At 43.5% G+C, this 22108-nt stretch carries 14 protein-coding genes; 1 reads left to right on the plus strand and 13 read right to left on the minus strand.

Translation table 11 applies throughout. The features are described from left to right. Nucleotide 1 precedes the first annotated feature (1 nt). From pflA to MHH86_RS22020, 11 genes are all read right to left on the minus strand, one after another. Nucleotides 2-739 carry a pyruvate formate-lyase-activating protein gene (gene pflA, locus MHH86_RS21970; protein ID WP_036682920.1) on the minus strand — a complete coding sequence of 246 codons (738 nt, stop codon included), beginning with the start codon at nt 737-739 and terminating at the stop codon, nt 2-4. A 216-nt stretch (nt 740-955) separates the two neighbouring features. Beyond that, nucleotides 956-3217 carry a formate C-acetyltransferase gene (gene pflB, locus MHH86_RS21975; protein ID WP_036682923.1) on the minus strand — a complete coding sequence of 754 codons (2262 nt, stop codon included), beginning with the start codon at nt 3215-3217 and terminating at the stop codon, nt 956-958. Nucleotides 3218-3471: 254 nt separating this feature from the next. Next, nucleotides 3472-6093 (minus strand): bifunctional acetaldehyde-CoA/alcohol dehydrogenase, encoded by a 2622-nt coding sequence (adhE, locus tag MHH86_RS21980; RefSeq protein WP_036682925.1) that lies wholly within the window; start codon nt 6091-6093, stop codon nt 3472-3474. A 405-nt stretch (nt 6094-6498) separates the two neighbouring features. After that, on the minus strand, nt 6499-7965 hold the full coding sequence (locus tag MHH86_RS21985; RefSeq protein ID WP_036682927.1) for an extracellular solute-binding protein: 1467 nt from the start codon (nt 7963-7965) through the stop codon (nt 6499-6501). 132 nt (nt 7966-8097) lie between these two features. Continuing rightward, on the minus strand, nt 8098-8970 hold the full coding sequence (locus MHH86_RS21990; RefSeq protein ID WP_036682930.1) for a carbohydrate ABC transporter permease: 873 nt from the start codon (nt 8968-8970) through the stop codon (nt 8098-8100). Nucleotide 8971: 1 nt separating this feature from the next. Next, the gene (locus tag MHH86_RS21995) at nt 8972-9892 is read right to left on the minus strand and encodes a sugar ABC transporter permease (RefSeq protein WP_076317033.1); all 921 of its coding nucleotides are present in this window, start codon (nt 9890-9892) and stop codon (nt 8972-8974) included. A 117-nt stretch (nt 9893-10009) separates the two neighbouring features. Next, nucleotides 10010-11338: a response regulator gene (locus MHH86_RS22000; protein WP_076146780.1), complete on the minus strand. Its 1329-nt coding sequence runs from the start codon at nt 11336-11338 to the stop codon at nt 10010-10012. 19 nt (nt 11339-11357) lie between these two features. Next, nucleotides 11358-13151: a histidine kinase gene (locus MHH86_RS22005; protein ID WP_036682936.1), complete on the minus strand. Its 1794-nt coding sequence runs from the start codon at nt 13149-13151 to the stop codon at nt 11358-11360. A 1200-nt stretch (nt 13152-14351) separates the two neighbouring features. Further along, nucleotides 14352-14990 (minus strand): beta-phosphoglucomutase, encoded by a 639-nt coding sequence (pgmB, locus tag MHH86_RS22010; protein WP_051491264.1) that lies wholly within the window; start codon nt 14988-14990, stop codon nt 14352-14354. Between the two features lie 25 nt (nt 14991-15015). Further along, nucleotides 15016-17304 (minus strand): glycosyl hydrolase family 65 protein, encoded by a 2289-nt coding sequence (locus tag MHH86_RS22015; RefSeq protein ID WP_036682941.1) that lies wholly within the window; start codon nt 17302-17304, stop codon nt 15016-15018. After that, nucleotides 17301-19607 carry a glycosyl hydrolase family 65 protein gene (locus MHH86_RS22020; RefSeq protein ID WP_036682942.1) on the minus strand — a complete coding sequence of 769 codons (2307 nt, stop codon included), beginning with the start codon at nt 19605-19607 and terminating at the stop codon, nt 17301-17303. Before MHH86_RS22020 ends, MHH86_RS22015 begins: the two co-directional genes overlap by 4 nt. Nucleotides 19608-20029: 422 nt before the next feature. On the opposite strand from MHH86_RS22020, the gene MHH86_RS22025 reads away from it, so the two are divergent. Continuing rightward, nucleotides 20030-20755 carry a Crp/Fnr family transcriptional regulator gene (locus MHH86_RS22025; RefSeq protein ID WP_036682945.1) on the plus strand — a complete coding sequence of 242 codons (726 nt, stop codon included), beginning with the start codon at nt 20030-20032 and terminating at the stop codon, nt 20753-20755. 178 nt (nt 20756-20933) lie between these two features. Here the strand turns inward: MHH86_RS22025 and MHH86_RS22030 are convergent, their stop codons facing one another. Beyond that, nucleotides 20934-21725 carry a formate/nitrite transporter family protein gene (locus MHH86_RS22030; RefSeq protein WP_036682946.1) on the minus strand — a complete coding sequence of 264 codons (792 nt, stop codon included), beginning with the start codon at nt 21723-21725 and terminating at the stop codon, nt 20934-20936. 52 nt (nt 21726-21777) lie between these two features. Continuing rightward, nucleotides 21778-22098: a nitrite reductase small subunit NirD gene (gene nirD / locus MHH86_RS22035; RefSeq protein ID WP_036682949.1), complete on the minus strand. Its 321-nt coding sequence runs from the start codon at nt 22096-22098 to the stop codon at nt 21778-21780. Nucleotides 22099-22108 lie beyond the last annotated feature (10 nt).

Raw genomic sequence — 22108 nt, forward strand, 5'->3', positions numbered from 1 at the left:
ATTATACCAATGCCGTTTGCTTACGACCTTCTTCTACCAAGCGATATGCCCGTTGCACTTCTTCTTCTGTTGGAGAAGGTACTCCATCCAGTTCATAAGCTTTGCCGAGCATTTCCCATTTATAGATACCCATCTGATGATAAGGTAAGATTTCGAATTTCTCGACGCCATTTAAGGTTCCAATATAACGACCTAAGTTAATGAGATCCTCTTCACGATCATGAATACCAGGTACATATACATGTCGGATCCACATCTTACGATTATGGTCTGAGAGCCAGCGTGCAAGCTTCAAAGTTCGATCATTGGATTTACCGGTTAACTTGATATGCGCTTCTTCATCAATATGCTTCAGATCAAGCATAACCAAATCTGTAACGTCCAATAAGTCATTAATCTTGTCACCTTCGTTGTAGCCATTACTATCTAATGTGGTATGCAGATTCCAACGTTTTTTCACTTCCGTGAATAACTGCTTTACAAATTGCGCCTGCAAGGTTGGTTCTCCACCGGATACAGTTAACCCGCCACCGGATGAACGATAGTAGTTTATATATGGCTCGATCTCCGAAAGCACTTCTTCTAGAGTCATTTCTTTACCTTCATCTAAAGCCCAAGTATCAGGGTTATGGCAATACTGACATTTCAGCAAGCAGCCTTGCATAAACAAGACAAATCGAATACCAGGTCCATCAACGGTTCCAAAGGTTTCCAAAGAGTGTATGCGACCTTTAATCATAGGATGTCATCCTTTCGCCACGACAGACTAACAGTCCCTCTTTCAACGATGAAGCTTCCTGTCTTTGAGACTGTCATATCCCTAAATCGCGGCTATAAAATTTAAAATTTTAACAATTCTCAAACAAGATATTACCGCCCTTGAGACAAGGGCGGTATCTTCCTTGCAATTATTTCAATGTAGTACTAATTCAAAGATCTTCATGACAGAAACAAATTACATCGAACCGTGGAATGTACGGTTGATTACATCCATTTGTTGTTCGCGAGTCAGCTTGATGAAGTTAACTGCATAGCCGGATACACGAATAGTCAATTGTGGATAGTTCTCTGGGTGCTCCATAGCGTCCATCAGCTGTTCACGGTTAAATACGTTAACATTCAAATGCTGAGCGTTGTTATGGAAGTATCCATCCATCATGTGTACCAGGTTAGACTTACGGGAATCCTCGTCTTTACCAAGTGCCTTAGGTACGATGGAGAACGTGTTAGAGATACCATCTTGTGCATCGGAGTAAGGCAGTTTAGCTACAGAGTTCAGGGAAGCCAAGGCGCCTTTCTTGTCACGTCCGTGCATTGGGTTAGCACCCGGTGCGAAAGGTTCACCTTTCTTACGTCCGTCAGGTGTAGTACCTGTCTTCTTACCGTACACTACATTCGAAGTAATGGTCAGTACCGATTGAGTTGGCACAGAATCACGATATGTTTTGTTTTTACGGATCATAGTCATGAAGGTTTCAACCAATTCTACTGCGATGCTGTCTACAGCATCGTCATTGTTACCGTAGCAAGGGAATTCGCCTTCGGTTTCGAAGTCGATCGCAATACCTTGTTCGTTACGAATAGGTTTTACTTTGGCGTATTTAATTGCGCTTAGTGAGTCAGCTGCAACGGACAGCCCAGCAATACCACAAGCCATCGTACGCAGAATGTCACGGTCATGCAGCGCCATTTCGATACGTTCGTAAGAATATTTGTCATGCATATAGTGAATGATGTTCAAAGTGTTAACATAAGTTTTAGCCAACCACTCCATCATCGGTTTGAAACGTTTCATTACTTCGTCATAATCCAGATATTCAGAAGTGATCGCTGGGAATTCCGGTCCAACTTGTGCTCCGGATTTTTCGTCTATACCACCATTGATAGCATACAGCAATGCTTTTGCCAGGTTGGCACGAGCGCCGAAGAACTGCATTTGTTTACCGATGCGCATTGGAGATACGCAGCAAGCAATCGCATAATCTTCACCCCAGTATGGACGCATTACATCGTCATTTTCATACTGAATTGCACTAGTTTCGATGGAAACCTTAGCACAATATTTTTTGAAGGCTTCAGGCAATTTTTCGGACCACAGTACAGTTAAGTTTGGTTCCGGAGCTGGACCCAAGTTGTACAGGGTGTTCAAGAAACGGAAGCTGTTCTTGGTAACACGAGTTGTTCCGTCTTCAGCCATACCACCGATGGATTCAGTTACCCATGTTGGGTCACCGGAGAACAGATCATTATAGTCAGGTGTACGCAAGAATTTCACGATACGCAGTTTCATTACGAAATGATCGACGATTTCTTGTACTTGTTCTTCAGTCAAAGTACCTTCAGCAATATCGCGTTCTGCATAGATGTCCAAGAAAGAGGACACACGGCCTAGGGACATCGCTGCACCATTTTGCTCTTTAACTGCTGCAAGATACCCGAAGTATACCCATTGAGTAGCTTCTTTGAAGTTGGTCGCTGGTCTGGAAATATCCATACCATGAGCGGCTGCCATTTCTTTCAATTCGCCAAGTGCACGAATTTGCTCGGACAGCTCTTCACGCAAACGAATAATATCTTCAGTCATGGAATCAACTTCAAGCTCAGTTTGTTGTTGTTTTTTGTCTTTAATGAGGAAATCAATACCGTACAGAGCAATGCGGCGGTAGTCGCCGATGATGCGTCCGCGGCCGTAAGCATCAGGAAGACCTGTAATTACGCCGGATTTACGCACAGCTCTCATGTCTGGTGTATATGCATCAAATACGCCTTGGTTATGCGTTTTGCGAATGTTCGTAAACATGTCAACGATGTTTTGTGGAAGCTCGAAGCCGTAAGCCTTCGTAGCATCAACCATCATCTTGATCCCGCCGAATGGCTGGATGGAACGTTTGAAAGGAGCATCAGTCTGTACGCCTACAATTTGTTCCTTGTCCTTGTCAATGTAGCCTGGAGCATGTGAAGTGATTGTGGAGACAGTATCTAGGGAAACATCCCATACGCCGCCTCTTTCTCTTTCTTCCTTGCTCAATTGGGAAATAATCTTCCACAGTTCAGTTGTGTTACTAGTAGGTCCTACGAGGAATTCTTCGTTTCCTTCATAAGGCTTAATGTTGCTTGCGATAAAGTTGTTAACGTCAACTTTTCTGGACCATTTACCTTTTGTAAAACTTCTCCAACCGGATTTCACTTCTTGTACATCTTTTTCAATCACCGACATGCTAAATCCCTCCATCTATATTTATATTATATTTGTAGAGATCGCGGGCTTGAAGGTTGATCCCGTGTCTCGTGATCCCAAGAAAAATATGGTTGTTCGAAAATTCACAATCATTGTTCCATATATGGGACCGTTGTTTATATAAACATTTTAGTTTATTTTCTATAAATAGACTGTGACAAATATCACCTTTCCGGTGATATTTGTCACTTATATCTAATCCACAACCATCCTATTATCTACTTAACCAAATATTAATTATCAAATCTTCCGTAGAAAGCGTTACGATATACATCTGCAAGTTCAGATACCAGTGGCAGCTTAGGATTGGCAGTTGTACATTGATCTTCAAATGCACGGTCAGCCAAGTAATCTACATGGGATTCAAAATCCTTAGGATCAAAGCCCAATTGTTGGAAGGATTCTTCGATACCCAGTTTTTTGTTCATGTCGCGAATAGCATTGATCAGGCTAGTTACACCTTCTTCAGTTGTGCGAGCTGGCAATCCCAGAATACGGGCGATTTCTGCATAACGCTCGTCAGCTACGAAGTGTGAATATTTAGGGAACGAAGCGAACTTCGTAGGTTTCTTAGCATTGTAACGAATAACGTGTGGCATAAGGATCGCATTAGTTCGACCGTGAGCAGTGTGATATTGACCGCCCCATTTATGCGCCAAGCTGTGGTTAATACCCAGGAAAGCATTAGCAAAGGCCATACCAGCAAGTGTTGATGCGTTATGCATTTTTTCACGGGCAACTCTGTCGCCTTCAAGAGCCGATTTTTCAAGGTATTGGAATACCAATTGGATTGCTTTAATTGCCAGACCATCCGTGTAGTCACTCGCCATAACAGATACATAAGCTTCGATGGCATGTGTCAATACGTCCATACCTGTATCAGCTACAGCAGTTTTTGGCAAGCTATATACGAACTCTGGATCAATGATAGCTACGTCTGGAGTTAGCTCGTAGTCAGCCAAAGGATATTTAGTGTGTTGTTCAGTTGTTTTATCGGTAATAACTGCGAAAGATGTTACTTCCGAACCTGTACCCGAAGTAGTTGGAATCGCTACAAACTTAGCTTTGTTTCCAAGTTTAGGGAATTTGTAAACCCGTTTACGGATATCCATGAATTTTTGTTTCAGACCATTAAAGTCTGCGTCTGGATGTTCATAGAATAACCACATTCCTTTTGCAGCATCCATTGGGGAACCACCGCCAAGTGCGATGATGCAGTCCGGTTGGAATCTGTTCATCATTGCAGTACCTTTTTCAACTGTAGTTGTTGATGGATCTGGTTCAACTTCCGAGAACACTTCGATTGCTACAGGAGTTTGGCGTTGACGCAGGTAATGTTCAACTCTCTCAACATATCCAAGCTTAACCATCATTGGGTCAGTGATAATTGCGACACGTGTGATATCAGGCATTTTGGTCAGGTACTGAGTAGCGCCTTTTTCGAAATAGATCTTGTCAGGTACTTTAAACCATTGCATATTCACGGTACGACGATTCACCCTTTTCACGTTGATCAAATTGATTGCTGTAACGTTTTGCGACACGGAGTTACGACCATAAGATCCGCAGCCCAGCGTCAACGAAGGGATGTTAGTGTTATAGATATCGCCGATCGCACCATGAGTGGAAGGCGAGTTAACGAGAATACGTCCTGTTTGCAGACGGTTGGAGAACTTCATGATTACTTCTTCGTTGTTGGAGTGGATAGCCGAACTATGGCCCATACCACCAAATTCAACAACTTGTGCTGCGCGTTCGATACCTTGATCTGCGTTTTTAACTTTGTAGCAAGCAAGCACAGGACTCAATTTTTCAGCGGACAATGGATATTTAGTGCCTACACCTTCAAGTTCTGCTACCAGAATCTTAGTGCCGGCAGGAACTTGAATGCCGCACATTTCAGCAATTTTCACTGCGGATTGTCCAACGATTGCTGGGTTAACCGCACATTTATCAACGTTCATAGCGCCGCTAGTAAGTTTGGCAGCTTCTTCTTTGTTAACAAAGTAGCAGCCATTAGCGATCATTTTCTTTTTCACTTGATCAAAGATTGGTTCTTCGATAATAACAGCTTGCTCGGAAGCACAGATCATACCATTATCAAATGTTTTGGAAAGAATGATGTCCGTTACGGCTTGATCGATATCCGCGCTCTTTTCGATGAATGCAGGTACGTTACCAGGACCTACGCCAAGAGCTGGTTTACCACAGCTATAAGCTGCTTTTACCATTGCAGAACCGCCTGTTGCGAGAATAAGTGCAACGTCAGGGTTGTTCATCAAAGCGTTTGTTTTGTCCATCGTTGGCATTTCAATCCATTGGATACAATTCTCAGGTGCGCCAGCTTTTACAGCCGCATCATGAAGAATTCTAGCAGCTGCTGCACTACACTCTTGCGCAGATGGGTGGAAACCGAATATAATAGGGTTCCGTGTCTTAATCGAAATCAACGCTTTAAACATCGTGGTGGATGTAGGGTTGGTTACCGGTGTGATACCCATTACAATTCCGACGGGCTCAGCAATTTTTTGGAAGCTTTCATAAGCATTGTCTTCAATAACGCCTACTGTTTTATCGTATTTAATTCCGTGCCAGATATATTCTGTCGAGAAGATGTTTTTAGTAATTTTGTCTTCGTAAACCCCGCGGCCAGTTTCTTCTACAGCCAATTTAGCGAGGTACATATGTTTGTCGAGTCCAGCCAACGCCATTGCATGAACGATTGTGTCAACTTGCTCTTGATCCAGCGCCATGAATGCCTCATGTGCTTTTTTCGCTTTATCCACTAAAGTCTGAATATACTCTTCAGCGGTAGTTTGTTTAACTTGGGCGGCGACTTCGTTCTTAACTGCCATCTCCCTCGTCCTCCTGTCAATTTTTAGGTTGTTTTTCTCTACACATTTATCTTATCACATCATTTCCACCTTGTATAGTGAAATCTTTCACAAAGTATAAAGTTTTTTTGATTTGTTTTCAAAGCGCTTTCATTCAATCATATTATAGCTTTTTTACCATTATTTATGCTTTATTATTCCTTAAATTTAAAGTTTATGTTTAAAAAGACAAGAACTGATACCCATTTTCTACCTTTCCGCTCGCAAAAATATTTTAAAAAAGCAAATCTAATTTTGTTGACACTCTATTTTTCCATTGGCCTCTAAAAAATAGTCGGATGCCCCCCGTCGTGTTGATTTATAAAAATATCAATAATATAAACATAAAAAAACCGACTCCTATGGAGCCGGTTCTGTTCTTCCTAGCTATTCTACTTTAATTGTGTCGAAGAATTTCTCTTGCACTGTTTTGGCAGCAGCTTCAAGCTGTGTCTTGGAATCTGTTCCTTTTTTGGAGAACAGCTCTTGAATTACATTGGACATGGTTGCGTAGTAGTCCTGTGTATTGTATTGCGCTTCCGGTTTACCGTCCAGCAAACCTAAAATATCAGGGCTGTATTGATATACATTTGTATATTTATCATACACAGCTTTCGTTTTCTTGCCGAAGTCAGAATCTGCAGAATAGTAATCTAAGAGCGGCGGAATAAAGTATTTACCATCCGTTGTACGTTGTTGCAGAACCGCATCCAGTGCTTCTAGACCTTTATCGGAGAAGTAATCAAATGTAATATAACGGAATGCCATTTCTTGCTCGTCTGGTGTTGCATTTGGATTGATTACAAGGTAGTCACCACCAAGTACCCCGGTGTGTTTTCCGCCTTTTTCCATTGCAGGCATTGGATACGTAAGTACATCTTCTGGTTTCAGACCGCCTTGATTCAACGCTTGCTCAATAACACCGTCAGATCCAGCCATTACCATTGCTGTACGACTTTGTTGGAATGCGCCTACAGCATCACCCCAGCCCAGTGCCCAGTCCTGAGGAATCGCGTTTGCTTCCCATCTAAGTTTCTTGTAGAAATCCAGCGCTTTAATCCCAGCCTCAGAATTAAAAGTAGCTACAACCTTACCGCCTTCTATCTTCTGAATTTCACCGCCAGCTTCGAACAGGAAGTTGGTCCAGTTCCAACCTGCTTCATTCCCTTTACCCATTGGAGCAATACCGGAAATACCTTTTTTGGTATCAGCTACGCCTTTGGCGGTATTCAGCATATCATCCCAAGTCCAATCCATAGGTGGAACAGCAACGCCTTTTTCGTCCAGCATTTTTTTGTTGATCATTGTGGTTGTTACATAACCCTTTTGAGTTACGCCGAAGACTTTACCGTCAATGATAAATTGATTTTGGAGAACCGGGTTAATTTGATCCTTAAATTCGTATTTATTCCACAGATCCGTAATGTCAGCTACCCAGCCTTTTTCAACTAGGAATTTTGCTTCTGTAGCGTAGGTGTTAAAGAAGGTTGGAGCTTCATTCGCTGCCATTTTGATGCCGATTTCACTTACATTGTACTGCCAATCGTCTTTGACGATTTCAACATTCGGATATTCCTCTTGGAAACGTTTGATCTTGTCATCTTCCTGTGCTCTAACTTCGGTTAGGTCAGGGGTTGGATAGTGAATTTTGATGGTCACTTTTCTTTGTGTGATATCATCAGTTGGCGCTGCTGTAGCACTGCCAGCATTATCTGTTGCAGCATTCGTTGGCGCAGTAGTCGCTTCCCCTTCCTTGTTTCCTGTCGTGTTTCCGTTATTGTTATTACCGCCGCAAGCGGTTAACAACGATCCGGCCACAAGGAGGCTTAGTAGCACGCTAGAGTACTTACGCATTGAAACTCCCCTTTTCAATTCATAGTTATCTTACATATCGATCATAAAAGAGAAATCGTTTACAAACGAGGTGCATTTATATTCCTTTCATGTGCATGTTTACGATCCGTGACTAAATCCGTCGATCCGCGCTTATCCCTTAACTGCTGATAATGCGACGCCACGCATAATGAACTTTTGGAAGATCAGGAAGACAAGGATCGGCGGCAACGATACGATAAATAGGATGGCGAATTTAATATTCGTATTAAGTGCCTTTACATTAATAACGTATTTATAGATTGCTGTCGCGAGCGTATATTTCTCTTCACTGTGCATAACCAGAGATGGCCAGAACCAGTCATTCCATGCTGTAGAAAAGATAAAGATCGCCAGCGTAGCAAAAATCGGAACCGACAATGGCACTGCAATGGAGAAAAAGCTTCTCGGCTCAGAGGAACCGTCAATCCGCGCTGCTTCAAAAATTTCAGGATGTATCCCATCAAAAAAGTTCTTTAAGAGTAGAAAATAGAATGTATTCGCACCAGCAGGCAGCCAAAAAGCAGCGTACTGATTCAGTAATCCAAGCTCTTTTAGATTGACAAAGTTGGGAATCATATAGCTGGTCGCCGGAATAAACAATGTCATCAGGAAAAAGAAATAAATTGCCTTTCTGTAAGGGACATTCATACGAGAAATGCTGAAAGCAGACATTCCCAATACTACTAGTGTCACGACCATATTCCCCACAAAAATATAAATGGTGTTTTTAAGGAACATCAGCAGATCAATGTAATTCATCGCTTCCTTAAGGTTGCTGAAGTGCCATTCCTGCGGGAAAAAATGCGGTGGGAATGAGTTCACCTCTTGATTCGATTTCAGTCCGTTAAATAACGTCATACAGATCGGATACAGCATGCTGAACACCATAATCAAAATAACCACGCACATCAAGCCATAAACGATCTTATTGCTTGTTTTTTTCAAATCATGTTCTGAGAGAATCCCTCTGTCTGCGCTCTTCATCTTAGTTGTCCTCCTTGTTAAGCTTGAACTGTAAAATGCCCAAACCACCTAGGACAATGAACATTAGCATGCCAAGCGCAGTCGCTGTTCCATAATCGAGTCGCGTAAAAGCATATTTTACGATCAGCAGCGCATAGGTAAGCGTAGTATTATTCGGCCCACCATCAAGCAGCGCCATTTGTGACTGATACCCTTGTGAAGTCCCGATAATCTGTAATATCAACATCAAAATGATCAAATTACGTAGCGAAGGCAATGTGATGTACTTTATACGTGCCCACACACCAGCCCCATCAATCTCAGCTGCTTCATACCAATCCCGCGGAATGCTGAGTACAGCAGCCAAGTATATTAACATCCCTGATCCAAACTGCTGCCACGTCTCCATAAAAACAAGAGAAATCATCGACCACCTTGTATCTGTCAGGAAGGCAACCTGGTCCACACCAAGCGTGCTTAATACCGCATTGATTGGGCCCACCGGATCATAAAGCCATCTCCAGAGTCCATATAGAACCACACCAGGCATAACGAAAGGAAGGTAAGCCGCTACCCGTACAAAGCCCCCAAACCTTCTCAGCTCCGAGATCATAATGGCAAAAGCGATCGGAACCCAGAACCCGATAATAAGACATAGAAGCATGTAATACCCTGTATTTTTTAATGCGGTCAAAACATCTGGATCACTAAGGGCTCTAGCGTAGTTCTCAAAACCAACAAAGCTATTTCTTTTTACAAAATCAACATGGTAAAAGCTGTACAACAAGCCTTTAAAAATTGGCACCCACAGGAACATTACAAAAATAATCACAGCAGGTACGAGGAACATATATCCCCAAAAGTTTTTCTTCCAGCGGTTTTGCTTGTAAGGTGTACCCTTCAGCGCCGGCGGATTTTCGGATACAACTGCGGTTTGATTCATCAGGCTCCCTCATTCCATTTTTCTTTCAGCATTTTTCGCAAAATGCTTCCTACCTTAAATTGTAGAAAATGAGGGTTGTACTGAACATGTCTAAATCTACCGAAGTAGTATGTGTTTTTACTTCTTCAATTCACTGGGGCTAATCCCATAATATTTTTTGAAAATTTTACTAAAATGCTCTGGTGATTCATAACCTACACGCTCGGCGATTTCGTATCTGCGAAGATCTGTGTTCAAAATCATCTCCCGGCTTTCTTCCATCCGCAGCTTAATTACATATTCCCACAGGTTGTAACCTGTATTTTTCTTAAACAAATAGCTCAAATAATTAGGACTGACATGGTTTTTCTTAGCCACTTCATGGATGGTTAATCCTTTTTGCGCATAGTTCTCGTCAATATACTCTCTCGCTTTCTCTACAATCAGATTGCTGCGTGTATGAAGCTCTTCTACTGAAGGATCGGTTGTGTAGCTGTTCCAATTAAAATCCCCGTAGTAAAACACATAATGGTCATTATGTTCATTATTCCAAAGAATGGCTTTGGAGGCTTGACGGTTCAATACAGCCATAAATGATAGACCCTTGAGAATCTGGCTGATGCCGATGACTGCATTTAAGTGCAGATATTTTTGAATATTAAAATGAAGACTGCGGCCAAGAATATCTAGCCTATTGATTTGACTGGCAGACGAATCTTCATAGCTTTTTTCATCCCATTGAATAATGATCGTTATTTCTTCATCCTCTGCGTAAAAGGCTGTCGAGTTCCACTCCTGATCCATCAGCTCTTTGGCGATATTCAGCGCGGCATAACAAAGAAGCCGTCTGTCCCGCAGGGTGTAGTGCTTCTCCTGATTCATTCCAGCCAGAGGCACCTTAATTTTTAAGACGGAAAAATACGGCCCTTGCAGCTTCAGGTTATCCAGCTTTTGTAAGCGTTCTGCATCACACAGTACACCTTCAGGCTCATTGAGCAGCTCATTTAATAACTTGCTGTATTCCGGAAGCGGCTCTTCCAGCCGAAAGCTTTCGTTAATCCCTGACATGAAAATGTCCAATTCTGGTGATGGTTTGCCCATCTTAAGCAGCACATTTCGCACCGAATCCAGAAATTGCTCACTGTTCAAAGGTTTGATCAAATAATCCTTCGCGCCAAGCCTAACCGCCATTTGCGCATATTGAAATGTCTCGTGTGCAGAAATCACGATGGTCTGTACCCAGGGTTTGGCCAATTTTGCATGCTGCATCAGATCAATCCCGCTCATTGCGCCCATCTGAATATCAGTAACGAGCAGGTCTATTTCCTCCATCCGAATGCAGTCCAGCGCTTCAAAACCACTGTTTGCTGTATAAATATGGTCTATGTTTAACCCCGAAGAAGCTAATAAATTGCTCAGCCCTTTACAAATCAAGGGTTCGTCATCCACAACTAATATATTGAACATATCTGTATGCCCCCCTTCCTTAGTCCTGATTCTCTGATTTCGGAAGCTTAACCGTCACCAATGTACCGCCCTCTTTACGAGGCGTATAGCTGATGCCATAATCAGAGCCAAAGTGTAAATGTATGCGCTGGTTAATGTTGCGAATCCCGTAACCGCTGGCCGGATTTGGACTGTCGTCATTCAGCACAGCTTCAATGGCCTGATAATCAACAGACTTATAGCCGTTATCTTCAATAGTGATCTCGACGGTATCGTCCACACAAACTGCGCTAATGATGATTTCCCCATCCTCGCCCATATTTTTGACACCATGAATAATAGCATTCTCAATTAACGGCTGCAGGGTAATTTTAGGAATTAGATTTCTTTTCGTATCTGGGTGAATCTCCATTACAACACGAAATATATAATCATACCGGTGCTGCTGCAGCTTGATATAGGCCGTTGCATGCTCCAGCTCTTCTTCAAGGCTAATCAGCTCCCTTCCCCGACTGAGGCTAATCTTCATAAGCTTGGATAATTCCTTGATCATCTCGGCGGATTCAACGTTGCCTTCCAGCGAGCTTTTCCAGTAAATACTCTCTAAAGTGTTGTAGAGCAAATGCGGATTGATCTGCTGATAGAGCAGTTGAAGCTGTGATTCCTTCTGTTTTAGCTCCATCTGATATTTATAAGTAATTAGTCCATTAAGCCTGCGGGCCATGTCATAGGTAGATCCAATCAGCACACTGACCTCATCGTTGCTCCCTCTTTTTGGCGTCTCAGGGACACGATTGCCTGGCTCAAACTTCCGGACGAAAAAGGCTAACTTTTGCAATGGCGTCATTAATGAACGCCAGAAATAAGTAATCATGATTAATCCAAAAACAGCATAGGCCACAGTTATGTATTGAATCACACTTTTCATTTCGTTTTGTTGCTGCAGCAGTGCTTTTACGGCGATTTTGTAGACTAGCTTCTGTCCTAAGGCGTGGTTATTATTGACCACATAAATAAAATCCGAGGTAATAACATCCACGGTACCTTCCAAATCCTCAGCAATGACCGTTTCCGGCAACGTAATGATCTCACCAGTATTATTCGTAGTAGAAGCGAGTACACGATTATCCAGATCCGTTAAGTAAATATCACCATCAGGCAACGATATGGATTTGAGGGATTCTCCGATTTTCGCGTCCATCTTGGTAATGACTAAGACCCCAATAGTCTCAGCTTTCCTGGAGATGTTATTGACAGCTCTCATATAGGTAAGAGTCTTCAAGTTTTCCGCTTGCGCACTTAGCTTCCCTGTGAATTTTAGAGATCCGCGGCCCTTTTTCTGGACAACCTCCTCGAACCAATATGGCTCTTCCGCTTTGGAAAAGAAATATACCCCCGCCTTCTTAACCTGCGGGAAATTGGGTGCGAAAAAATAATAATCCTCGGGATCGTATATATAAAGGGAATAATAGATGCCGTCCCCACGCTCAGCTCCCTGCGAGTAACTGACCAACAGCTTTTCTATCGTCTCATAGCGTTTAACCCGCTCCAGGATGGTATCCGAACCCGTCATATTAATCTGCTGAATCAGAGGGTTTTGAATTACAGTGGTAGTAATTTTATTTACGGTATCAATATCTCGGTTAATGATGGTGAAGTTTTGCTTGTTCAGCTCTACATAAGCATTCGTCACATGGCGCTTCAGAATTTGCTCAGCCTTCATATTCCCGTAAATGTTCAAAAACAGAATGGGCGAGATCATAATCAGAAACAGCAGGATAAGCTGCTGTTTGACGTTCAGCTTCAGAATCGGCCGAATCAGCCTAGACAACATCGAGATGCACCTCCGGGTTCAATAACTATATCAAAGTGATAAACGCTTACATATGTTTATTTTAAAGTTTTTTATGTTCATTTGTATGTAGTTTTTTCTGTTGGACGGATAAAAAGAGCACGATGATATGTTCGCCACTACGTGGAGCGTTTGGGCTTACGATCGCTGTTATCCTCAGATTTCCTGATTTTATACCGCTGAGCGGTAGAAATCCGAGGATAAAGGCGACCACTGGCGTTTCTCCAGCTCCAAACCTCCACTTCGCAACTCCATCAACGAACTCTTAAAAACCGCAAACAGAAAAAGGGGCGGACGGCGTAAAGACCACTGCGTGGGGCTAGGAGGAATGAACTCTATATGGAAGAAGTGCGATGTATGTTCTTGAACACTTGAACACTCAAGTACTTCAATACTTGAATGTGCTTTGCTGTTGGGCGTCTGGATTACCGGATGTGTGATGGTGCTGTTGTAGGGCGTTGGATTGCTTGATGTGCGATGGTGGTGTTGTAGGGCGTTGGATTGCTTAATGTGCGGATTACTACTTTTTCAGCGTTTTGCATTCCCACACACCCCTTCACGATGAGCGATCGGACTCAGATGCAGCTATTTGGTCAAATTTCAGCTTTTACGGGGAGTTTCGGACTCCAGAGGCGTTATTCGTTCCAAACATGTGCGATATGAGGGCTTTTCGAGCCAATAGCGACTATGGAGTCCGATAGGTTCGCAAATGAGCCGTATTTTGGCTAATAGCGACTATGGGGTCCGATAAACTGTTGAGCTTTTTGACTAACCTTCTGACTAACTATCTGAATTACTTAATGTGCAACTTGCTGCTTGTTGTGCGTTTGGATTACTTAATGTGCGGCTCAGCTGCTTGTTGTGCGTTTTGCATTCCCATACGCCCTCTTCACGATGAGCTATAGGACTCAGATGCAGCTATTTGGCTAATTTTTGGCTTTTACGAGGAGTTTCGGACTCCAGAGGCGTTATTCGTTCCAAACATACGCGATATGAGGGCTTTTCGAGCCAATAGAGACTATGGAGTCCGATAGGTTCGCAAATAAGCCGAATTTTGGCTAATAGCGACTATGAGGTCCGATAGACAGTCTGAGCTAGCTAAATACAGAGACTTTGCACAAAAAAAGACCGCCCCCAAAGTCATCCGCTACTTTGGAGTCGGTCCCTTGTTCATTTAGAAATTTAGTCTGTCAGCAGCTCATACAATCCTTTTACGACCAGATCAGCTTCTTTCAGCACCTCAGGTTTGCCGATACCTACAACCTTCATTCCAGCAGCTTTACCTGCTTGAACGCCTGCCTCAGCATCTTCAAACACAACACATCCATCCGGCTGCAAGCCTATCTCTTGAGCCGCGATCAGGAATACCTCTGGGTCAGGTTTGGCTAGTGACACTTTGTTGCCGTCAACAACTGCATCGAATAAGTCTGTAATGTTCAGCTTATTCAAAATAAACTCAGCGTTCTTACTGGCTGATCCTAGCGCAATCCCAATCCCACGTGATCTCAATCCTGTTAGGTATTCTTTCACTCCAGGCAGCAGCTCCGATTCCTCGAGTCGAGAAATGTATTCTACGTACAGGCGGTTTTTCTTCTCCGCCATTGCCTGCTTCTCTGCTTCCTCAAATTCCAGGCCACCCACTTCCAGCAGGATATCAAGCGATCTCAGCCGGCTCACACCTTTAAGCCGTTCATTATCCTCCTCCGTGAATTTAAAGCCAAGCTCATCTGCAAGACTCGCCCACGCCAAATAATGATATTTGGCTGTATCTACGATCACGCCGTCCAGATCAAAGATGGCGCCTTTCATATTTTCCAACATTGATTTGCTTCCTCTCCGTTGTGTATTAATATTTATACTCCTGTTTCGACAAAGCCAGTCGAAGGTTCTCACCAGCAGAGCACGACTTGCCTTCTCCGCCTTGCACCGAGAATACTAAGTCTCCACTGTAATCAGCAGCTGTGATCACAGTGACTTCATCCTTACTGATCCGCAGTTGGATGGTATCGCCGCGCAGCGTAACCGGAAGCTGAACAGACTGCCAATGTTGCGGCAGAGATGGATTGATGTGCACAACCCCTCCGTCGTAGTCCAGCCCAGCAAAGCCAAGAACCGCAGCCATCCAAGCACCACCATTCGCAGCTGGATGAGTCCCTCCGATGTAGAGATCCCCTACATATTGCTTAGATTCGCCGGTGAGATCGACGGTAGCCGTACGCATAAAATACGGATAGCCCCAATCCGGTGAACCAATATCAGCAGCTACCAAAGCGTAGATACAAGGGCTTAAGCTTGATCCATGTTCCGTACGCGGTTCGTAAAATTCCCAGTTCGCTTGTTTCACTTCCTTGCTAAAGGAGTGTTTAAACAGATTCAGCATCAACACAACGTCTGCTTGTTTAAGTATGGTTGTGGTGGTAGCTAAGCCATTGCCGCCGCCAAAATACTCATTTTTATTAAGCACACGTGATTTCAGCTCTGTTAGCTCTACATCCTCCAAGGTGAGGTACCGGTCAAATTGTTCAATAACAAGACTGGCAGGATCAGGCTGTGGAACATAAAAGCTATCCAGCATCGTTTTGAACTCCTCCAGGAATGGCCCTGAGCTAAACGGAGCGGACAATTGACGGTAGTCCTCAGGATACTTCGCTTCCAGCAAAGCTGCCGTACGCAAGGCAATCTCCAGCGTTTCTTTAACTAGTGCATTCGTAAACGCATTATTGTTCACACGCTCATGATATTCATCCGGACCTGTTACATCCAGAATCTCAAACCGCTGTTTAACCGAATTATAGTAAGCGTAAGAGTAGAAAAAGCGAGCGCATTCCCAGATCACCTCAGCTCCTCCACTAGTAAGCAGACTTTCATCGCCTGTGAATTGAACATACTTCCAGATCCCATGCACAACGTCACCACTGATATGAACCTGCTTATCGCGGAAATAGGTCCGCATCGGCCGGCCTGTAAATACATCGTTCACATTAAACAGCGTACAGGCATCGTCTCCCGTATCCTGACTTTCCCAAGCATAAAATGCGCCCAAAAATCCATATTCCGCTGCCTTACGGCGAGCACCATCCAATGTATGAATCCGGTACATCATCAAGTTCCGCGCTACCTTAGGATCACTGTGCAGGAAAAACGGCAACATAAACATTTCCGTATCCCAGAATACAGCTCCCTTATATACCTGACCCGATAATCCCCGGGCTGGAATAGACACCTTCTCCGAAACTGTAGGGGCAATGATTAACAGCTGATAGATACTATATCTCAAGGCAAATTGGGCAGCTTCATCACCTTCGATGATTACATCGCTGTGTGACCATCTCTCGTCCCATAACAGACGATGAGCCTTAAATAACCCCTCAAAACCCAGCGCCTCAGCAGCATGGACAGATTTAACAGCTTCCGACTCCGGCTGATCAGCATCAAGTCCAGTATAGACTGCTACATACTTAAACCATTCATACGTCTCACCCGCACGGGCATCAAAAGAAATCCGGCGAACAGTAGCCCCATCTTCCAGTAGCTCCTCACCAAAACTGAATACCGCCCTCTCCGCCACAACAACCGGAATCTTCAATTCTCCGCTAACAGAAGAAGAGATCAGCACCTCGTCCTTGAGCTGTACCTTTTGTCCGTAAAGATGAGGCCCATTGATATCCCACACATCTACGTCAATTCCCGTCTCAATCGCTACTCGGCAGTCTTGAGTACTGCGAATAGAGTATTTACTAACGAGCAAGTGAAGATTATCCTGGCTTACGAAACGATCTGCGGTAAACGTCAACGCCCCACCGTCAGATACAGCATATTCAGTGCTCCGATGATGAATGGCATTTCGGATATTCAGCTCCTGAGTATGAGCGACCGGTTCACAGTCAAGCACACTTAAGAGCTGATCATTACAGAAAACTTTGGTCAACAATCCATTAGGGGCATTAACTGGTTCTCTCCATTTGTCCCCCTCTTTGTCATATAGTCCTGCGAGGGTGACAGCTACTAGCTCAGTTTTACTGAATTCCTCCAGTGTGCCGCGATACCCCATGTAGCCGTTGCCTAACATATATTTGTTACCGTTCGTCGTCACAAGCTGTTTATCAAAACAACTCTCCTTTACGATCCAGTTCATCCTGCCAGCATCCCTTCGCCTAGCGGAAGCGTCTTCCCGGAAGCATCCACTGTAATCGACTGTCCGTACACTATAATTTCGGTACTTCCACCATTAACCGCAGTGATTGTTACTGAATTTTTGTCGACCACAATTCTCAGAAGCACTCCTTCATACAATACTTGGAAGCTATATTCATCCCAGCGTTCTGGCAGGGTTGGCTGAAAGGACAGACGTGCTCCATCCGAACGCATTCCACCAAAGCCGTAAACAATATTCATCCAAGCAGCTGCAATTGAGGTAGTATGCAGCCCTTCACGGGTATTGCGGTTATAGTTGTCTAAATCCAGTCGAGTAGCAAATTCAAAAAACGAATATGCTTCCTCGGGTTTGCCGATTTCACTCGCCAAAATGGAGTGGATCGAAGGTGACAGCGAAGACTCATGAATACATCTAGGCTCGTAATATTCATAGTTCGCCAGCTTCGCTTCTTTAGAGAATTGTCCGCTGTACAAGAACATAAACATAAGTACATCCGGCTGCTTAATCATGTCATAGCGATACAAACGATCATATGACCAGTTCGAATATAACGGGAATTCTGTAACAGGAATCGAATGAATATCAATATGTGGCATATCGAAGAACCCATCATGCTCTTCATAAACTCCTGTCACTTCGTCAACCGGAATCCGCATATGCTGCGCCTTGTTTTCCCAATCGGTGAGTTCCTCGTCATGAAGTTCTGTTTTCTCTACCACAGCTGCAAAAGCAGCAGGAGCCTGTTCTTTCATCTCCCGAAGAGTCTCTAGGGTGTATTCAAAAGATTGTTGAGCCATCAGATTAATGTAGCAGTTGTTATTGACCATCAATTGGAACTCATCAGGGCCCATAACGCCAAAATAACCATATTCCCCGCTGCGTTGCCCCCATTGGCCACGTGTAGCATAGAATCTGCTGATCTGAATCAGCATCTCAGCCCCTTTACTGTGCAGGAAGCTTTTATCACCGGTATTTTTGACATAATGCCAAATGCCATAAGAAACAGCAGTCCCTACATGAAGCTGAAGATTAGAGTGCTGCCAGAGATCACAGCTTTCTGTTCCATCTATAGTAGCAATTGGATAGCAGGCTCCCTCACAATCCACCTCTTTAGCGCGCTGCATAGCCTGCGGCAATGTTTTATATCTGAATTCCAATAAGCTCCGGGCAGCCCTTGGATTATTGAACATATAGAACGGTAAGCAATAGGATTCTGTATCCCAAAAAGCCAACCCACGATATACTTCACCCGTCAGCCCTTTGGCACCAATATTAAATCCGGGATGATCGCCATGATAGGTCTGATAAAGCTGGAAGATACAGAAACGAATACCCTGCTGATTCTCAGGATCGCCCTCAATTCGGATATCACTTGTCTCCCAGATGCCCTTCCAATAAGCTGTCTGATCAGCGATTATTTGGGTATCTGTCAACTGGCTTGCTGTTTCAGCAAGAGACAGACCTTTGCTCCACAGCTCTTCAGCTGTATGGGCAGAATCACTATCCGAATAGTTCATAACCAGTTTGGTAAAATAGGAGACTTCTCCTTCCGTAAGGTCCAGGGTGAAATTTTGTCCAATAAATTTATCACTCTCGACAGCAGTGAGCTGTAACGGCTGCGAGGATTGTAAGGTAAAGCTTGAGAACAGCTTATTCCCAGTATTCACTGTACTCGCCATAATAGCAGAGGACGCTCCACTTACTCCGCTGCGGAGACTGTTCCACATACATTCGCCGCGTTCTTCATGAATAATGCCGAAATCAAGACCTGTACAAATGTCCACGCTCCCCGAGAAATTAAGAGGTTCAAAATCTACCCGCTGCAACCCCAAATGAGACATAGTCATACTGACCAGACGTGTAAAGACTACTTTTAGCGACTTGCCATCGTTTAGATGCCAGACTAGCTCTCTCCGGTACGTACCTTTACGAAGATCCAACCTACGCACATAATCCGTTACGTTGCTTTTTGCTAAATCAAGCTGTTCACCATCTACAGATAGACGTGTATACAGCCAGTCCACCGCATTCACCATATATCTCAGCGAGCGAATAATCCCTTTATAGTGATTGCCAATATCCAATTGTTCATTTAATCCATTAAAATAACTTCCTTGCAGGGTGTCACCTGAATATCCTTCCTCTGCATATCCCCGTACACCCATATATTCATTACCCAATGAAAAAATAGATTCCGAAGTCCGATTTCGCTCTGGATCAAAGCCCTCTTCAATAATTGCCCACGGATCAACCTTAAGATATTTGTCTGCTACTTTAGCCATATATGATTTCTCCTTCTCCTGATTTTTGCTCCAATTTCAGGATATCGCTGCATAGCAGTAGAGCCAATGTCCGACCGTAATGAAGATGTGTGCATTTATACGGAGTTGAGATAAAACTAATTTCTTGAACATGAATTTCAGCTATGTTATATGTTACAATCTAACGGGGACGCAAAAAAACAGCGATTAACCCAGTATTTGAGAATAATGGATAGCCGCTGTTCATATATCATAAACGTGAGATCACTTACTCTTTTTTAGTTAAAAAGAATATTACATCGAACACTTTAGAAGTGAAATTTATCACAATGTTGAAAATTCGACACTTTTAAACGATTTTTTATAACCAATTCGAGGGATTTTCAAGGTATAATTAATTTAAAATTTACTGAAAAACTGAGGGAATAAAGGGGATGTCGATTATGCTAAAAGAACATTACAATGTTATCGAAGCCCACGGAAATACAAACTGTTTCTCCGAACAGAATTTCAACAGACTTCTAGTTACAATGAAAGAGCGCATAGTTCCAGAGGGTTCACATCTATTCTGGGAAGGCGACTACTCGGATAAATTGTTTTATATCAAACGTGGACGTGTGAAATTAACTAAATCTACTGATGAAGGTAAAGAACTCATTCTTTATATGTATCAAGCTGGCGATATGGTAGGTCAAGCAGATCCATTCTTCAGCACTAAGCATAGCTTTACAGCCGAAGTGATTGAAGAAAGTGAAGTTGGCGTCATCGAACAAAAGGATCTAGAAATTCTCATCTGCCAACATTGTGACTTTGCTATCGACTTTATGAAATGGATGGGTATTCATCACCGTCTCACCCAAACTAAATTCCGTGATCTAATGATGTACGGCAAACCTGGTGCACTATGCTCCACGCTCATTCGTCTTGGCAATACCTATGGTGAGAAGAGCAGCGATGGTGAGAATATCCTTATCAACAAAAAAATTACGCATACAGATTTGTCCAACATGATCGGTGCCACTCGTGAAAGTGTTAACCGGATGCTGAGCGACCTGCGTAAAAAAGATGCTGTTGAGTATGAGAACGGTATGATTGTCATCAAGGACCTTGGCATGCTGCAAGAAATTTGCCACTGCGAACTGTGTCCGAACGAAATCTGCCGGATCTAATTCCGTTATAATATACCCTCTATTCACCTCAATGAAACATACATGACCCAATTATTCTGCATAATATAAAATAGAGTGGTCCAAGGCGCCTAATGCAGGTGTCTTTTTTTTATATTCAACAAAAAAAGAGCTAAACCCAAGATCGGTTCAGCTCTAATATAGTTAATTAAAAATGGATTTAACGGTTATTGCGAGTACCACGCACTGGTGAGATCAGCCAATAGGCCATGCCGACAAATACGCCCCCACCAATGATATTCCCCAAAGTTACAGGGATCATATTATGCAGCCATCCAGCTATCGTAATGGTTTCCGGATGATTCGGAAGCAACACAGCAACACTAAGCAGAGTCATATTAGCCACACTATGCTCATATCCGCTTGCGATAAAGGCGAACAGACACCACCAGATTAAAATTAGCTTAGCAGATTCACTTTTAGCACGTGAGGACATCCATAGCGCTAAACAGACCAGCCAGTTACATAGGATTCCACGAAAAAACAGCTCAGAGAACGGGAGACTCATTTTTTTAGCAGCGGCTGTAAAGATCAAATGCTCTGGCGGCGCAGCACTGAATAACCCAGTCCCACGAATTAAAAGCGCTAAAATCACTGCACCCACCACATTCCCGATGAATACAAGGATCCAGTTCTTAACGGTATCCCAGATACTGGTTCTGCCTGCCAGTGTACTTACAGTAAAAAACATATTATTCCCAGTAAACAGTTCTGAGCCTGCAAATACTACAAGCGTCAAGGCGATGCCGAAGGATGTACCCATAATAAGCGGTTGGAAAGGTGATTTAGCAGCTGCTAGCGGTGCTCCTAGAGAGAAAATAAGGATAATCCCAATGCCTACATAAGCACCTGCCAACAGGGCTGCTAGAAAATATCTTGGCAAGCTTTCATTCATTTTGTCCCGCTTACTGACTGCCGTCTCTACGATGCTCTCCACACTTTGCGTAAACATAATACTCCACCCCACCGTTTTCTATTAAATCTATTACTACACTCTTCGGTGTCTACACGCTCACTGTAACTTTCTCTCCGTCCAGTGTGACTGGATAAGTCACAACACTACCTTGGTCTGGAGCCTGCACCTCACCCGTGCGCAGATCGATTTTCCAATCGTACAGCGGATCGTACAGATAGTGACCTGACACGATCCCTTCCGCAAGCGGGCCACCCTTAGGATGAGGACTACGATTCTCTACTGCATAGATGGCTCCGTCAGAGGCACGAAATACAGCCAGTTCAACAGCTCCAGCAATCACTACACGGCCAATCTGCAGCAGGAAATCCTGTACTGAGCCTATTGCATACGTTTGTGTGGTCTTATTCATTGGTCTCTCC

This window comes from Paenibacillus sp. FSL F4-0097, from assembly GCF_038593125.1.
GTDB classification, from domain to species: Bacteria; Bacillota; Bacilli; order Paenibacillales; family Paenibacillaceae; genus Paenibacillus_AQ; species Paenibacillus_AQ odorifer.